Below are 17,293 nucleotides of genomic sequence, written 5' to 3'. Positions count from 1 at the left end.
ATCACCGCCTTGCCTCAGATGTATTTTGACCAAATAAGCCTTGTGGCCTTAATAATAGGATAAAGATAATGGTAATAAAGGCGATGGCATCACGATACCCTGAATCTCCATAGGCAACTACCAATGTCTCGGATAATCCAAGAATCAAACCGCCTGCCATGGCCCCTTTCACATTTCCCATACCGCCTAATATGATAATGGCTAAGCCCTTAAGCCCCATTGACAACCCCATCTGAGGGTTTACGGAATTAAACGCCATTCCTACAAGAATTCCTGCAATTCCACCCATAGCTGAGGCAATAATAACGGTTAAAGTAATGATTCGTTTCGTATTAACACCCAGAATACTTGCCGTTTCTAAATTCTCAGCCGTAGCTCTGAGAGCTTTTCCTGCCTTCGTTTTTGACAACCAATAGGATAAAGCCATCATTAAGATAACTGATATGACGAAGATTAGTATTTGTACAAGGTAAACGGAAATAGATCCAATCTTAAAATTGATTTCAGCAAACGAATTACTGAAAGGATGGTTTCCTGCTCCAAAAAAGTGATGGGAAAGGTTTTCAAGTAAGATTGAAACACCAATGGTACTTATTAAGGGAGCAAGGTGTGAGACGCCTTGCTTCCCACGAAGTGGACGCAAAGCAAAGCGCTCAAGCATATAACCCAATATAATTGTTACCGCAATGGCTGCTACAAAAGCAATCCAGAGAGGTAAACCAAAACTTGTCGTTACGATTACACCAATAAAAGCACCGAACATAAAGATTTCACCATGGGCCATATTAATAATCCCCAACACACCAAAGACAAGAGTGAATCCTAAGGCAACGATGGCATAAATGCTTCCTAGTGTTATTCCGTTGATTAGCTGCTCTAATAGCAAGACATCTCACCTTTTTTCGTTAAAAATTATTCAAACAGTTGGAATTTTCCGTCTTTAATAATTAGAACAGTTGGGTCCATGACAACATCACCATCTTTATCAAACGAAAAGCTGCCTAGAATTCCTGGAAAATCCTTAATTTCAGCAAGAGCATCACGCACCATATCACGGTCAGCTTCCCCTGCATTCTTTATCGCCTCTGCCATAATGTAAAGTGCATCATAGGCTTGAGCAGCAAATTGGTCTGGTTTCTTACTATACTCTGCTTCAAATTTTTCCACAAATTCTTGTACTTTTGGATCTTCTTTTTCTCCAAACCAAGGAGTTGCCACAATTAACCCTTCAGAAGCTTCCCCAGCAATTTCAATGACCTGCGGGGAGTTAAATCCATTTCCACCTACAAATGGTTCATCGATTCCCATTTTTCTTGCCTGATCCATGATAACAGCGCCTTCATTATAAAGGGCAGAACATAAGATCAAATCCGGTTGAAGCCCCTTTATCTTTGTCAACTGGGCGTTATAATCTGCTTGTCCTTTTTGGAAAGTTTCAGTAGTTAAAACTTCGAGCCCCATTTTTTCCGCTGTTTTTTTCATCGTATCGTACCCTGATTTCGTAAAAACATCGTCGTTTCCGTAAAGAATCGCTACCTTCTTAACATCAAATTTATCAACAGCTTTTTTGATTGATGCTGGGATAGCAAGTGCCTCTGGTAAAGAATTTCTAAAAACATAGTCACCGATTTGCGGGATTCCCTCAGCTGTAGTTGAAGTCCCCATAATCGGAATACCGTTTAAGTCGGCTTCAGGTCCAACCACATTCATTTCAGTACTTAAGGTTGGTCCTAAAAGAGCAACAATGTCATCGGAGCTCATTAATTTTTGAGCTGCTGATAAAGCTTGCTCCTGCTTGCCAGCGGAATCTTCAACAACAAGTTCAATATTAACATCGCCTTTGGCGTTTATTTCTTTTTGCGCTAATTTAAAACCGCTGGTAATTGCTTCACCGTATGCAGCACCAGGTCCAGTCATATAAGAAATGACGCCAATCTTTGCTTTTACTGCTTGTCCACCTTCTTTAGAATCTCCGTCTTTACCTGAAGTTTCTGTACTGTTTCCACCACATGCTGTTAATGCCACAAGTAATAGAACAGAAATGAACAGAAAAGACCTGTTTACTATCTTTTTCATTTTCCAACCCCCTAATTTTAAAAAGATTCAAAATATATTTCTATTAAATACCATTCGCAGAGTATTGTAAATGATTTATCATGAATATTTAGAATTTTTAACTAAATTAATATAACATTGTTTTTACATTAAAATACTTTTTAAGTATTCTTGAATAATAAAAAGAAAGGTGCTGTCACCAACAATTTCGTGACAACACCTTTCTTTTAAAGACCAAGATTCTTCGCAATAATCGATTTCATGATTTCATTGGTCCCAGCATAAATCGATCCGACGGCAACATCACGGTATCTTCTGGCAATCTCGTATTCTTCCATATAACCATAACCGCCATGGAGCTGCATACACTCAGTGACAACCTGCTTCGCTAGGTCTGTCATCCACCATTTAGCCATTGAAACCTCGTTGACAATATTTTTATTGGCCATATGATCAACAATGAGCTGGTCAACAAACGTCTCTCCAATCTTAATGTTCGTAGCCATTTCAGCCATTTTGAATTGGGTATTTTGAAATTTGCTGATTGGTTTGCCAAAGGCAGTTCTTTGTTTAATATAATCTAGCGTAATTTCCAGCATTCTTTTAGACCCTGCAATACTCCCAATCGCCAGCATCAGCCGCTCCTGTTGTAGCTTTTGCATTAAATAATAGAATCCCATTCCCTCTTCACCAATTAAATTTTCCTGAGGAATGACGGCATCTTCAAAGATTAGCTCAGAGGTATCGTTAGCATGCTGGCCGACCTTGCGGAGTTTTTTTCCTCTTTTAAAACCTGGTGTTCCTTCCTCCACTACTAATAAGCTTATTCCTTTATGGGCAGGTTGGGCATTTGGATTGGTTTTACAGACAACAATGACAAAATTAGCAGAGTAACCGTTCGTAATGAAAGTTTTTTCCCCATTTACGATATAGTTACTTCCTTCTTTTCGAGCAGTAGTTTTAATGGCCGCTAAATCTGAGCCAGTTCCAGGCTCTGTCATGGCAATCGCAGAAATCATCTCACCGCTAACTGCTTTTGGCAGCCAGCGTTGCTTCTGCTCTTCCGAACCGAATTCTTCGATATAGGGCATGACAATATCATTATGAAGACCGAGACCACCAATACCGGCACCGATTTTATCTAATTCCTCTGTGATCACAACGGAATAACCGAAGTCCGCCTCAGAGCCGCCATATTTTCCCTCAACCCAGGGACATAAAAACCCTTGTTCACCGGTTTTTTTCCAGAACGTCTTAGGTACCTGCTTTGCCTGCTCCCACTCATCGAAAAAAGGAGCCGCATGCTGGTCCAAAAATTTACGAAACGCCATACGAAATATTTCATGCTCTTCTTTTAAATATGGTTTATTCATCTACTACACTCCTATTTATTTTTTCGGGAAACATATTGTATGCGCTTTCACAAAAGAAAATGATAGTTTTGTAAAAAAAGGAAATCATTCTTCAAGCAAGACCTATAAATTTTTCAGTATTTTCAGACTCTTTATTTACCAACTAGTTTACTTTATACCTTGTAATTCCGTCAATCAAATACTAGGAAAAATAAGTAAATCCTACCACGAAGGATAGTGGTAGGATTTAGTGCGCTTATATTATCTTATTTCTCATTTTGCGGGATGATGACGACTGGAATTTTCGTTTCGTGTAGTACACCGGAGGATACACTGCCTAAAACCGTCCCTCTAATTAATCCCATTCCACGTGAGCCCATTACAATATACTTCACCTTTAAATCGCTGGCTAAACGACTTATTTGGTGAACTGGATCACCCACCTTCATTAAAGCGGTATAATCTACTTCTTTATCTTCTAGATATTGTACGGCCGGTTCCATCGCTTTATCAAACAATTCTACCTGGTAATCTCTTATCATTTCCTCACCGATAAATAACCTGGTATGAATCGTTTGAAAAGAGGGCTGCACATTGACTAAGTAAAGTTTACTTGGAAAAACTTCTGCTAATTTAATTGCTTCCTCTAATGCCTCAAGAGAGTTTTTTGACCCATCAATCGCAACCAAGATTCGCTCTTTCATTCTATCTCCCCCTATTAGATGTGGTATGAACACAAACCATATATCCTTTCCATTCCATTTTACCCAATATAGCTTACCGAAAATTTGAATTATTTGTGAATTTGCTACAATTTTCACTTTTCTTCCGTTTTTCCAGCACCAATATGGTTAAATGAAATTAGATACATTTACTAATTAAATTTGGAAGGTGAAACCGATATGTGGTTTACAAAAGGTAATGATGTTGTCGTTACAGAGTTAGTCACAGATCCTTCAACTGGCCTTTCGAGCGAGGAAGCTAACAGACGCTTGAAAGTAATTGGTCCCAATGAATTCAGCGAACACAAAAAGCCCTCCCTATTTCGGATGTTTTTTGAACAAATCAACAGCCCGTTAATCTACATCTTAATTGTCGCCGTTATCATTTCAACAATCGTTGGTGAATACAGCGATGCCGTCATCATTCTCCTTGTGATCTTACTAAATTCGATCATCGGTGTATTTCAAGAAGCCAAAGCTGAAAAAGCATTAGAAGAACTGAAGAAAATGACGACACCAAAGGCTGTTGTTAAACGCGATGCTATCACCCGAGAAATCCCCTCCGAACTGCTAGTTCCAGGAGACATCGTCATGATTGATGCCGGCAGATATATTCCTGCTGATCTACGCTTGCTGGAAACGGTTAATTTAAAAGTTGAAGAATCCTCATTAACTGGAGAATCCGTCCCAGTTGAAAAAGACGCAAACTGGGTAGCAGATCATGAAATCCCTAATGCTGACCAGCAAAATATGGCGTTTATGGCGACCGTTTCCACCTATGGTCGAGGTGTTGGCGTAGTTGTTAACACAGGAATGAACACGGAAATCGGGAAAATTGCTGCCATGCTTGGCAGCCAGAAACGTGAATTAACTCCCCTGCAATTAAAGCTTGCGGAGTTGGGGAAAATCCTCGGAATCGGAGCCGTCCTCATCTCCATCGTTATTTTCTTGATTGGTTTTTTCCAAGGGCGAGATGTTTTAGAAATGTTTTTAATCGCCGTTAGCTTGGCAGTTGCTGCGATTCCGGAAGGTCTACTTGCGATTGTAACTATTGTTCTAGCCCTCGGAGTGCAGCGAATGATTAAGCGACGGGCGGTTGTACGTAAGCTGCCCGCCGTTGAGACACTTGGGGCAGTAAGCGTGATATGCTCCGATAAGACGGGCACGCTTACCCAAAATAAGATGACCGTGACCAACATCTTTGTGAACGATGCCTATCTCCCTCTTACAGGATTTACTGTGAAACATCTCAATGAAAAGCTCTTTTTTGAAGCAATGGCATTATGTAATGATGCCGTCGTTACGGAAAATGAACAAACAGGTGACCCGACTGAAATAGCTCTTGCAGCTGCTGCCAGGATGCTAGGGTTTCAAAAACAAATTCTGGATCGTGAATATCAACGTGTCTATGAAATCCCATTCGATTCAGACCGAAAAATGATGACAACCGTCCTGAAACGGGGAGATCGCCATTTTGTCATGGTAAAAGGTGCTTTAGAAAGCATTCTTCCCTTGACTTCATCAATCATGACGAATGGGGAAAAAATCGCTTTTACTCCCGAAGAAAACGAAAAAATGAAAGCACAGGCGAACATTATGTCTGACGAAGCTCTTAGGGTTCTGGCAATTGCCTATAAAGAAATCGAAACTACCCAAGATATTACCCATGAAAAACTAGAGAGTAACCTTATCTTACTTGGGCTTACTGGGATGATTGATCCACCACGGGAAGAGGTAAAAGATTCGATTGAACAATGTAAAAATGCCGGAATCCGAACGGTCATGATTACGGGTGATCATCAAAAAACAGCCTTCGCCATCGCAAAAGAACTTGGAATCGCCAATCATGTGTCTGAAACCATTTCAGGTTCTGAACTTAATGCACTTAGCGATCACGAGCTGACCGAAAAAGTTAAAAAAATCCGGGTCTTCGCTCGTGTTTCGCCTGAGCATAAAGTAAAAATCGTCAAGGCATTAAAGTCAAATGGTGAAATTGCATCGATGACCGGTGATGGAGTCAATGATGCCCCTTCATTGCAGCAGGCAGATGTTGGCGTCGCGATGGGGATGAGTGGAACGGATGTCGCAAAAGAAGCAGCTGATATTGTTTTGACGGATGATAATTTTGCAACGATTGTCGAGGCGGTTGAAGAAGGAAGAAATATCTATCAAAATATCAAAAAATCAATATTATTTTTATTATCATGTAATCTTGGTGAAATTGTCACCTTATTCATTGCGATATTACTTGGTTGGCCGGCCCCGCTAACAGCGATTCATATTTTATGGGTAAACTTAATCACAGACACACTTCCAGCTATTTCACTTGGACTGGATCCTGATGATAAAGATGTCATGAAGGAAAAACCACGTTCTCTCAAAGATAGTATTTTCGCAAACGGTAGTGGTTCCTTTACATTGATCAACGGTTTGCTGATTGGGTTTATCACTTTATTTGCTTTCATTGTCGGTCTTATGGTTTATACAGGAGCTGAATCCGTTTTTACGATTAACTTTGCTAACATACCAAAGGATGCCCTCATCCATTCACAAACGATGGCCTTTATCACGCTAAGTATCTCACAATTATTTCACTCGCTGAATTTGCGGAATAACCATAAATCCATATTCCAAATTGGATTATTTACAAATAAATTTCTAATCGCTTCTATCTTACTTGGAATCTGTCTTCAAGTTGCTTTAGTGCATATCCCGCTATTTAACGAAATCTTTGATATCAAGGAATTAACACTTAAGGATTGGTTATTTATTCTCACCATCTCCCTCCTGCCAGTGATAATCAATGAGCTTTACAAGGCTGGAAAAAGAGTATTTCATACATCCTCTCATGACATCCAAAGCAAGAAAACGAGCAGCTTTTAAATCTTTTAAAACCAAAAGACGTGTCATTGACACGTCTTTGCTAGTGTTTTTTTATCAAGCTTTGATAAGCAGCTGAAGTCCGAATTTCTACTGTCAATGTACCATTTCCATTATAAATTGCCTTGATTAGAACTGGAACTCCCGTTGTGTTCTCAAATTTAAAATCCTTACCGCCATAGGAAACAGTCGCATCCCTTCCTGTTGGAACATATCCAACTGGTGCGGAATGGTGGTGTTTTTCAATATAACTTACGGCTAATTGGTCAATCGCATTAAAAAGGGTCGAAGATGTCTGACAAATCCCACCGCCGATTCCATCTACCAGTACACCGTTTAAGAGTTCTTTTGCAGGTTGATATCCATGGGCCTCATCACTTGGACCAACCGTTGTATTAAAAGAGAATGCGTCCCCTGTTCCAACAATCACATTATTAATCGCTTGTGCAGACAGCTCGATGTTTTTATTTCTACCTACTACACTCGGATTAAAATATGTCGTGTACGATGCAACCACCACTTCTGCTAATAGTGGTACATCCTCAGGTTTGTATCCACTTGCGGTTACATATAGTGGTAGAAATACATCTCCCCCCTTTACTGACGCTTCCATTATCGCAGTAACTAATTCTGCTTCCTCGAGAATGACCATTGGAGTTCCTTTCACTACCTGACCATTTCCATCTATTTTATCTGGATACATTCTTTGATCATAACCTGGTGTTGTTTCTGTCCCCCTTGCCAACTCTCTGACCCAATTTTCGATTTCCTGCTTATATTTTTCATTATCTGCTCCAAAACCCATATCAACTGGAATAAAGGATTTGATAAGTTGTTTTGTATTTGGCTCGAGAACATTCACCATAATTGGCTTTTGTTCTTCTTTTTTCTTCTCTTCCGCCGCTTTCTTTTCCGCTTCATCCTTTGCCTCTTGTTTTTCCAGCTGACTTTCAAGCTCGGTTACCTTTTCCTCAAGCTGGGCTTCCTTACTTGTTTTTTCTGTTGCACAACCTGCTAACCCTAGTAAACTCACAATTAGTAATATTGATATTCCCCATGTTCGCTTTGCCATTTTGCAACTTCTCCTCTTTTCCAAAAAAATCATGTCAGACGCAGAAAGGCATTTCCGGTTATCCGGAAAGAGGTGTGTGTTCCCTTCCATTCTTTTATTCTATTGCGATTTTTCGGCAATATCCCCTTTATTTTCCTCATCAATTAAAATATTTTTTTATGTTCCTTATTCTTTATATTAGACGGAGTCGAAGTTAATAAGTTTCAAACAATTGTGAAAAATCAACAAATTAGATTCCATATAACAGTTGGGGATTTTTTTCTTTTCCAAAAGAAAAAAGACATCGATTGCTGATCGATGTCTCCACTTTAATCATTTCTAATTCTTACTTTAAGATTTGAGTAACAAAAACATGTTTCAATATGATCATTTACCATTCCGACAGCTTGCATAAAGGCATAACAAATCGTTGAGCCAACAAATTTAAAACCGCGTTTTTTCAAGTCTTTACTTAATTTATCACTTATTTCCGTTGTTGCGGGAACTTCAGATAAATCCTTGAAATGATTTTGAATTGGCTTTCCATCCACAAAAGACCAAATATAATGGCTAAATGAACCAAATTCATTGATTACCTCTTGGTATGCTTTTGCATTGGTAATTACAGCATTGACTTTCAGCTTATTTCTGACAATCCCTTCATTTTGTAAAAGCTCTTCAATTTTCTTTTCATCATATTGAACAATTATTTCTGCATCAAAATGGTCAAAAGCCTTGCGGTAATTTTCTCGTTTCTTCAAGATCGTGTACCAGCTTAGCCCCGCCTGCGCACCTTCAAGATTTAAATACTCAAATAATAATCGATCATCATAAACGGGGACTCCCCACTCATGATCATGGTAATCTATGTATAGAGGATCCTTGTTTACCCAGCCACATCTATTCAAAAAAATCCCTCCCATATTATTTCTTACTCACATGCCCAGTTATCTTTGTCACGGTCATGTCTTAATTCATAGACAGATCACTTTTTACGAAGAGTTAATAGATTAAAGAATATTTACACCATGTTAATCATTGTAAAATACAATCCAACATAAATCCAACAGAAAACAATTGCTTCTGCTCATTCACATGTGTCATTTGTACAAGCAATCATTCTCTCTAAAAATAATATGTAGTAGGAATAAGTTAGGAGGTGGAAAAATGGAGAAAAATCTAATGTTTTTTGCAATATTAGAGGGTTCTGAAGAAGTGCCACCTGTTCGCACTGATGCGTTCGGAAATGTTAAATTTAAAGTTAGCAGGGATGAACGAAGAATGAGCTTTCGTTTAACGGTTAATAATCTTGACAATTTTACTCAGGCACATATTCATATAGGAAGAAGAGGTGTCAACGGTCCTGTTGTAGTTTTTCTTTTTGGACCAGTGGATCCTGATATTAGTGTTTCGAAAGGTGTAGTAGAGGGAGTTATTACCGCGGATGATCTAGTAGGCCCATTAGAAGGCGAACCTCTTTCCTCTTTAATAAACCTTATGTTAGATGGAAAAACATACGTCAATGCACATACTGCTCAAAATCCAGATGGTGAAATTCGCGGTCAAATCAAATGTTTCAACCATTAAGAAGCAAACTTTTCTTGAAAGATATGAAACAGCCATCAAGTGAGATGGCTGTTTTTTCAAAAAATGGTGGCCTAAAGTAACTCAATGTTCTTTGGTAGTGTAACAGAAGTAAGAATTCTCGTTTCTTCTACTCTTTGTGAAGCATAGGATGATCCATTTAAAACCTCGTGATCTAAGTAACCAGGGTGGCACATGATTTCAACCGTTAGACCATTCTCAACACGGCTTGGCAGTTTTTCAAAATAGTCCTCGGTAACACCGTCACCATAAAAGTCATGCAGAAAGACATCCGTAAATGCTGGTACTCCGTCAACAATATTCCCCGCAGCCTGCCGAGCACTTAACTGATATTTTTGCGAAAGCTTTTGAACCACTTGTCTGAGCTCTGGGATCCCATGAACATGGTGGTGACTGTCAAAATGACTTGGAATTAATCCTGTTTCCAGGAATCGTTCAATTTGGGCTGTCCATTCCCTTTCTAGGTCAAGTAATGACAGATCTCTATCATTTATGAAATCAGCTAATCTTTTAAAATCACCATTTTTATCGACTAACGAAGGAACATCTGATAATAAGGGCTTTCCACAAGTAAGCACGAGATGAATTCCAACCTGAAGCTTAGGATTCTGTTTTGCCAGCTCCACAGCATGACTGACACCAGGCATATTCATCATCATCGTCGTTGAATTCACGATTCCATTTTGATGGGCATCAATAATCCCATGATTAATTCCTCGCGAATAACCAAAATCATCGGCATTGACGATTAGTTTAATCATTGACTTCACCTCACTTAATTTTAAAGATTAGTTTTTTATAAATTGAGGGAGATACTTTTTATGCGCTTCTAACATTTCATCCACGATTTTTTTAGCGATCGAATCAGATGCCACCAACGGGTTAATCGTTAAAGCTAAGACGGCAAGCTTATAATCACCGGTGACAGCTGCCTCACATGCGACCCGTTCAAAGGATTTAATTTGCTGAACAAGTCCGCGCACCGGAATAGGCAGGTCACCCATCACAAGTGGTTTAGGCCCTTCTTTTGTAATAATACAGCTTACCTCGACGGCTGAATCGGCAGGAATACTAGCGATGGAACCCTGATTGATTGTATTTACTGGCTGGATATCACCCTTGTCATTATAAATAGAGGAAATTAACCGACAGGCTGCATCACTATAATAGGCCCCTCCTCGTTTTTCTAGCTGGGGAGGCTTAATCGAGAGATTGGGATCCTTATAGAGTTCAAAAAGATCCTGTTCTAATTTCTTCACAACCTCGGCACGTGTCCCAAAGGTAGCGGCATTTTTTATATCCTTCTCTACCATTTCACGACTCTTATAATAGTAATTATGATAAGGACATGGCAGGACTCCTAAGGCCCGGATAAATTCAGGCTCAAATCCTTGCCCTTGAATATTTTTCACAAAACTTGAACCTTCTGGACTCGTCAAATATTCAATAACTTCCTCTTTAACACTCCGACCATCTAAGTAGACATCCAGACCATACACCATATGATTTAGTCCAGCAAAATCAATTCGAACACGGGAATGATCCACTTTTAACAGCTTAGCAATCCCCATTTCCATCCCAATCGGGACGTTACATAACCCTACTACTTTTTTATGGTCACTATAGCGAAGAACCGCTTCAGTAACCATTCCAGCAGGATTGGTAAAATTCACAAGCCATGCATCCGGACAAAGCTCCTTCATATCCTTTACAATGTCCAAAATCACGGGGATCGTCCTCAGTCCTTTAAAAAGTCCGCCTGGCCCATTGGTTTCTTGACCAAGGACACTGTATTTTAGCGGGATTCTTTCATCCTTTGCTCTAGCATCCAATAATCCGACGCGAAATTGGGTGGTAACGAAATCCGCATCCTTTAATGCTTCCCGACGGTTAAGGGTCAAGTGAACCTCCACGGGAAGACTGGCCTTTTGAAACATCCGCCTTGCCAAATTCCCAACAATTTCAAGCTTTTCTTTCCCATCTTCAATATCTACAAGCCATAGCTCCCTTAATGGTAATTCCTCATATCGATTAATAAAACCTTCAACAAGCTCAGGAGTATAACTCGATCCGCCGCCAATCGTGACAATTTTTATCGACTTTTTCAAAATTTACTGCCCTCCTAAAATACAAGAGCCCGCCCTCTGGCAAGCTCTTGTATTCTTTTATTTATTTGCACCTGATTCTACTTGGTAGTTTTGCTTATCCCACATTCTAAAGAATGGATAGTAAATCGCAAAGGAAACGGCTAGATTTATGATTTGCATAAGTGCCCCTCTCCAATTCCCACCCGTCGCAAGGTATCCCCCGATGATCGGTGGAGTCGTCCATGGAACAGCAACTCCCGCTGTCTTCGGAGCAAAGCCAGTGCTCATACCAATATACGTGGTAATACATAGAGCAAGCGGCGCTAAAATAAATGGAATGATAAGCAATGGATTCATGACAATTGGTGCACCGAAGGTAATCGGTTCATTAATATTGAAAATGCCCGGGCCAATCGCCAGTCTTCCTAACTGCTTGGACTGCTGACTCTTTGCCATAAACAGCATCATTAGCGCAAAGGTAAAGGTTGCGCCAGAACCACCCATATAAATGAAAATATCAATAAATTGCTGCGTGATAATATTGGGAATATCCTCACCAGCCGTAAAGGCAACACGATTTGCATCTGTAGCTGCCAGCCAAATTGGACCCATTACACCTCCGACAATCGTTGCACCATGTAATCCCGTCGACCATAGAAGCTGTACTAAGAATACGGCAATTAACCCGCCAATGAGTGAGCCGCCAAGAACACTTAGTGGTTCTTGTAAAAGCTGACCAATGACATTATGCAAGTTTTCAAAAGAAGTGTTTTCAATTATTAATCGAATAACCCAAACGACTAAAATAACAAAAAAAGCAGGAAATAAGGCAACGAATGATTTACTGACGCTCGGAGGTACCCCATCAGGCATTTTAATGACTATATTTTTTTGAATAATAAATCGATAAATTTCAGTTGATAGCATCGCAATAATCATCGCGACAAACAAACCTTTACTGCCTAGAAGTGCCATTGGGATTACACCTCCTACCTGCACTGCTTCACTTGCACCCTCAGGTGTAAACAAGGTGAAATAAGGTGTGGCTAAAATAAATGCAGCAACAGAAATAGCACCTGCGTTTAAGGCATCTACCTTGTAATGCTCAGCAAGTCTGTATGCAATACCAAATCCGGCAATCAGCGCCATAATATCAAAGCTAGCGTTTACTGGGTAAAGTAACTTGGTCAACCAGGCGTCCCCAAAGGTGCTTGCCATAAATTCAGGGTAACCCTTAATAGGAAGAAACCCTAAGATTAAGAAAATAGATCCAATAATGATTAGCGGCATGGTTAGAATAATTCCATCACGTAATGCTTGTAAGTGCTTTTGCCCGGCGATTCGACCTGCAACTGGCATGACCTTATCTTCTAACATTTGAGTAAACTTGGCCATTCTTACTCACCCCTATGTGAATTTATGAACCTATTAAACCTCTGGCAAATTTTAATACCTCCGCACCATTACATCGTCCATAATGGACAGGGTTAATCGCGTCCACTGGAATTCCCTTTTCTAAACCTTTCTTCTTTAATTGAGGAAGAAGGTAGCGAACCTGTGGACCTACCAATAACACATCCGCATTTTCTAAGTGTTGATTGACTTCACTCGCACTGACAGCCCAAATTTTAGCCTCAATCCCTTCCGCTTTTGCAGCCGCTTCCATTTTGGTTACTAATAAACTAGTCGACATACCTGCGGCACAGCATAATAAAATGTTCATAAACACACCTCCAGTCCCAACTCTGCAAACGCTTTCTTTTTTTACAAAATGCTAGTTCATTTACAACTTGAATCTTACACCCTCCCTTTTCTATAAACTCCTCGCCATAAAAATATATTCTTATTTTTTTGAAAATAGGACAAATATAACAAAATTAAAAGTAAGAATACTATTGATCATGTCGTTATTAAATCATAAATGAGAAAATCGGGATCCAAAATGGAGTCCCGATTTTTTTAGGTTATTGTGTAGTTTTATTTACTGTTGTCATACCTCCGTCCTTGTAGAACGTTTGTAAGGCAAATAGTATTGCAAATACAATTAACCCAATAATGTCACTTGTACTCTCAGGATAAATTAGGCATAATCCTGCCCCCAGTGCAGCAATCCGTTCATACCAAAACAATTTCCTCTGCCAGTAACCCACCACACCTGCACTAATGGCAAGCATCCCGATAAATGCGGTAAACACAACCCAAATTAAATAGGTCCACGACGTGTCGATCATCAACAATTCTGGAGAGAGGACAAACATATACGGTATAATAAACGCAGAGATGGCTAGCTTTGTTGATTCCACACCCGTTCGGAACGGTTCTCCCCCTGAAACTGCCGCAGCCGCAAATGCAGCTAATGCCACTGGGGGTGTAATATCCGCAACAATCCCAAAATAAAAAACAAACAAGTGAGCAGATAAATCTGGAACGCCTAATAGGATAATGGCTGGAGCTGCAATCGTAGAAGTAATCACATAATTTGCTGTCGTCGGGGAGCCCATACCTAAAATTAAGCTTGCAATCATTGTTAAAAATAACGTTGGAAGAAGTGCTCCACCAGATAAATCGAGTAAGCCATTTGCCATTTTTAAACCTAATCCGGTTTTGGTAACCACACCAACGATAATACCAGCTGCGGCGCAGGCGGCTGCGACACCAAGTGCGGAACGTGCTCCATCAACGAGTGCTTCAAAAAGTCCTTTAAAGCCGATCCTTGTTTCTTTTTTAAGGGCACTCACCACTACGGTTATCGCGATTGACCACAATGCAGCACGAATAACACTCATTCCTGACATTAACAGAAAAATGATCGCGATAATGGGAATCAATAAATATAGCTTACTAAAAACTTCTTTTCTACTAGGCATTTCTTCTTTAGTTAAACCACGAAGGCCTATTTTCTTCGCCTCAAAATGGGTCATCATCCATATACCCGCAAAATAGAGAACCGCTGGAATTGCTGCGGCTTTGGCTATTTCCCAGTAGGAAATTCCCCCTATAAACTCAACCATAAGGAAGGCTGCTGCTCCCATGACTGGCGGCATCAATTGTCCCCCAGTGGAAGAAGAAGCTTCGACGGCCCCAGCAAATTCCTTTTTATAGCCAAGATTTTTCATCATCGGAATCGTAAATGCTCCTGATGTTACAACATTGGCGACCGAGCTTCCACTGATTGTTCCTTGTAATGCACTTGAAAAAACAGCAACTTTTGCGGGGCCGCCAACACTTCTCCCGGCGATTGCAATGGAAAGATCATTAAAATACTCTCCTACCCCTGTTTTGATTAAAAACGAGCCAAATAATAAGAAGAGAAAGATGAATGTCGAAGATACTCCCAAAGGTGTTCCAAGGATTCCTTCTGTTGTAAAAAACATCGTCTGAACTAGACGTTCCAGGTCGAGCCCGCGATGAGCAATAAACCCAGGCATGTATGGACCATAAAGAGCATACCCCATAAAAACCAATGCAATGATCGTAATCGGTATACCTACTGTACGGCGGGTGGCCTCTAATACTAAGAGAATGGCTGCAAGTCCGACATAAAAATCTATTTGCGTAACATTTCCTGCCCGCAATACTAGATCGTCAATTAATACAGGCCAATAGGCACCAACGATAATAGAAATAATCGCTAAAATTATGTCATACCAAGCAACCTTTAATTCCTTCCCTCTATTTTTCTTTCGTGCCGGAAAAAGTAAAAATATGAGTGCTAAGGCAAAACCTAGATGAATAGAACGCTGAAGTTGCGCAGTTAACATCCCAAATATTCCTGTATAAAGATGGAATAAGGAAAAGGCCAGTAATCCAGCAAAGGCAATCCAACGAAACAGTCCCTTCAATTTTCTAGTTCCAGCCTCAGGATCATATTTTTCCATTAATTCCTGCTGCTGTTCTGCAGATAGTGCCTCTTCATATTGACTCAAGGATATTCACTCCTTTCCATTGCTGGAAAAAGTTAAGTTTTTTTATTACAACCTTTACTGATGTCCCGGGCTGAAGTACTCGAGACAATGGATACTCTTTATTTTTATAAATCACCCGATGATTGGCGCGAACCTGTCCAATTCGCAAATGGAAATAGGGAAATACCCGTTTCATATTTTTGATGTAGTATTTACCGTTAACTTGTTCGAAGATTTCACCCTTTGCAGCATCAGCCGGCATTCCGATGGCAAAATCCTCGTACATAAGTTCATATTGTTGAATCATTTTGTTTTCTGTAATCTCGTAACTTTCAACTACATCGGATAAATGAATGGAATGTGTGTATTTAATCTGAAATTGTCGTTCATTCTGAATAGGAATAAAAGCTAGTTTGTCTGTGGAATGATTGGGTTTAAAAACAATAGCCTGCTGAAGAGGTATGAAAATCAAGAAACTTATTAGTATTAGGAAGATTAAAAGTAAGAGACAAAATTTTCTGCCCAGCTTCTTTCCTCCTCCATGAGAAAAATAGACCGGCTCGGGTTGTTGAGTGCCGGTCATTGCAAGGTTAAAATAATAGATTACTGTGCTTTCACACCTTTTTCATCAAAATATTTTTGAGCACCAGGATGAACCTCAATGCCAACACCGTTTAGTCCTTTTTCAACCTTAATCAATTTTCCTTTCGCATGTGTTACTTTATTAAGGTTTTCAAATATCGCTTTGGTGATGTCATAAACCAATTCATCTGATAGATCACTTCTTGCTACTAGCATCGCTTGAACTGCAACGGTTGTTACAGCGGATTCTAATCCATATGTGCCAGATGGGACTTCATCTTTTACATAGAATGGATATTTTTTAATAAGGTCATCGATTTTTTCCTCAGATATCGGGACAATCACTACATCCTCCGTTGCTGATAATCCTTCAACTGCACCAGTTGGTGTACCTGCTGTTACGAAGGCAGCATCAATGGTTCCATCTTGAATCCCTTGTGTTGATTCATCAAATGAAAGGTCTTGTTTTTCAATATCATCGAAGGTCATACCATGCATTTCAAGAATTTGTTCAGCATTCGCAACTGTGCCGGAACCCGGTGCACCTACGGATACCTTTTTTCCCTTTAGATCTTCTACTGATTTGATCCCTGATTTTGCTGTTGTGACAATTTGAATCGTTTCCGGATAAAGTGTTGCGATCGCTTTAATGTTATCAACCTTTTTGTTTTCAAACATAAGTTTCCCCTCTGTTGCGTATGAAGCAATATCCGTTTGGCTAAACGCAATTTCGCCGTCGCCATTTTTAAGCGTCGTCATGTTTTCCGCTGAGGCGCCGCTTGTTTCTGCATTTGTATCAATTCCAGTGGCATCTTTAATAATTTCCGCAAAAGACCCCCCCAGTGGATAGTAGGTACCGCCCGTCCCACCTGTTAATATACTAATGAATTTTGGTTTCTCCTCTTCTGCATGTTTGTTTCCAGTTTCTCCTGTTTCGGATTCTTCCTCTTTGTTCCCACAGGCTGCTAGAATCATAGAAAATGCTAAGAGAAAGACCATCGATAGAAGGAGACGTTTGTTTTTCATTGTATTACCCCCTTTATTGTTTTCCTGT

The 17,293-nt window shown here is 39.9% G+C and carries 15 protein-coding genes; 2 read left to right on the top strand and 13 right to left on the bottom strand.

From position 1 onward, the window contains the following. Nucleotide 1 precedes the first annotated feature (1 nt). From ACWM35_RS08555 to ACWM35_RS08540, 4 genes are all read right to left on the bottom strand, one after another. Nucleotides 2-886 (bottom strand): branched-chain amino acid ABC transporter permease, encoded by an 885-nt coding sequence (locus ACWM35_RS08555; protein ID WP_454817330.1) that lies wholly within the window; start codon nucleotides 884-886, stop codon nucleotides 2-4. Between the two features lie 26 nt (nucleotides 887-912). Further along, nucleotides 913-2,076, bottom strand: coding sequence for an ABC transporter substrate-binding protein (locus ACWM35_RS08550; RefSeq protein ID WP_454817328.1), 1,164 nt, complete (start codon nucleotides 2,074-2,076; stop codon nucleotides 913-915). A 206-nt stretch (nucleotides 2,077-2,282) separates the two neighbouring features. Beyond that, complete coding sequence (locus tag ACWM35_RS08545; protein ID WP_454817326.1) at nucleotides 2,283-3,428, bottom strand: acyl-CoA dehydrogenase family protein; 1,146 nt, start codon at nucleotides 3,426-3,428, stop codon at nucleotides 2,283-2,285. Nucleotides 3,429-3,673: 245 nt separating this feature from the next. Then, nucleotides 3,674-4,111, bottom strand: a complete 438-nt coding sequence (locus ACWM35_RS08540; RefSeq protein ID WP_454817324.1) for a universal stress protein — start codon at nucleotides 4,109-4,111, stop codon at nucleotides 3,674-3,676. Nucleotides 4,112-4,309: 198 nt separating this feature from the next. Here ACWM35_RS08540 and ACWM35_RS08535 point away from each other — a divergent pair, with 198 nt between their 5' ends. Then, nucleotides 4,310-7,012 (top strand): cation-translocating P-type ATPase, encoded by a 2,703-nt coding sequence (locus ACWM35_RS08535; protein WP_454817322.1) that lies wholly within the window; start codon nucleotides 4,310-4,312, stop codon nucleotides 7,010-7,012. A gap of 40 nt (nucleotides 7,013-7,052) precedes the next feature. Here ACWM35_RS08535 and ACWM35_RS08530 read toward each other — a convergent pair whose 3' ends face one another. After that, nucleotides 7,053-8,081: a VanW family protein gene (locus ACWM35_RS08530; protein WP_454817320.1), complete on the bottom strand. Its 1,029-nt coding sequence runs from the start codon at nucleotides 8,079-8,081 to the stop codon at nucleotides 7,053-7,055. A gap of 308 nt (nucleotides 8,082-8,389) precedes the next feature. Further along, entirely contained in the window at nucleotides 8,390-8,968 is a 579-nt protein-coding gene (locus ACWM35_RS08525) for a DNA-3-methyladenine glycosylase I (protein ID WP_454817318.1), read from the bottom strand. Nucleotides 8,969-9,242: 274 nt separating this feature from the next. On the opposite strand from ACWM35_RS08525, the gene ACWM35_RS08520 reads away from it, so the two are divergent. Then, nucleotides 9,243-9,647, top strand: coding sequence for a CHRD domain-containing protein (locus ACWM35_RS08520; protein WP_454818140.1), 405 nt, complete (start codon nucleotides 9,243-9,245; stop codon nucleotides 9,645-9,647). 71 nt (nucleotides 9,648-9,718) lie between these two features. Here the strand turns inward: ACWM35_RS08520 and chbG are convergent, their stop codons facing one another. From chbG to ACWM35_RS08485, 7 genes are all read right to left on the bottom strand, one after another. After that, nucleotides 9,719-10,426, bottom strand: coding sequence for a chitin disaccharide deacetylase (gene chbG, locus ACWM35_RS08515; protein WP_454817316.1), 708 nt, complete (start codon nucleotides 10,424-10,426; stop codon nucleotides 9,719-9,721). Between the two features lie 27 nt (nucleotides 10,427-10,453). Then, a complete protein-coding gene (locus tag ACWM35_RS08510) occupies nucleotides 10,454-11,773 on the bottom strand; it encodes a 6-phospho-beta-glucosidase (RefSeq protein WP_454817314.1) in 1,320 nt (439 codons plus the stop codon). 57 nt (nucleotides 11,774-11,830) lie between these two features. Next, nucleotides 11,831-13,147 (bottom strand): PTS cellobiose transporter subunit IIC, encoded by a 1,317-nt coding sequence (celB, locus tag ACWM35_RS08505; RefSeq protein WP_454817312.1) that lies wholly within the window; start codon nucleotides 13,145-13,147, stop codon nucleotides 11,831-11,833. 22 nt (nucleotides 13,148-13,169) lie between these two features. Beyond that, complete coding sequence (locus ACWM35_RS08500) at nucleotides 13,170-13,475, bottom strand: lactose/cellobiose PTS transporter subunit IIB (RefSeq protein WP_454817310.1); 306 nt, start codon at nucleotides 13,473-13,475, stop codon at nucleotides 13,170-13,172. A gap of 241 nt (nucleotides 13,476-13,716) precedes the next feature. Further along, on the bottom strand, nucleotides 13,717-15,630 hold the full coding sequence (locus ACWM35_RS08495) for a TRAP transporter permease (RefSeq protein ID WP_454818138.1): 1,914 nt from the start codon (nucleotides 15,628-15,630) through the stop codon (nucleotides 13,717-13,719). Between the two features lie 34 nt (nucleotides 15,631-15,664). Further along, nucleotides 15,665-16,240, bottom strand: coding sequence for a DUF1850 domain-containing protein (locus ACWM35_RS08490; RefSeq protein WP_454817308.1), 576 nt, complete (start codon nucleotides 16,238-16,240; stop codon nucleotides 15,665-15,667). 20 nt (nucleotides 16,241-16,260) lie between these two features. Further along, the gene (locus ACWM35_RS08485) at nucleotides 16,261-17,265 is read right to left on the bottom strand and encodes a TAXI family TRAP transporter solute-binding subunit (RefSeq protein ID WP_454817306.1); all 1,005 of its coding nucleotides are present in this window, start codon (nucleotides 17,263-17,265) and stop codon (nucleotides 16,261-16,263) included. Nucleotides 17,266-17,293 lie beyond the last annotated feature (28 nt).

It is taken from the genome of Neobacillus sp. K501 (assembly GCF_053749995.1).
The sequence above is the reverse complement of the archived record's forward strand: the minus strand, read 5'-3'. Positions and strand labels throughout refer to the sequence as shown.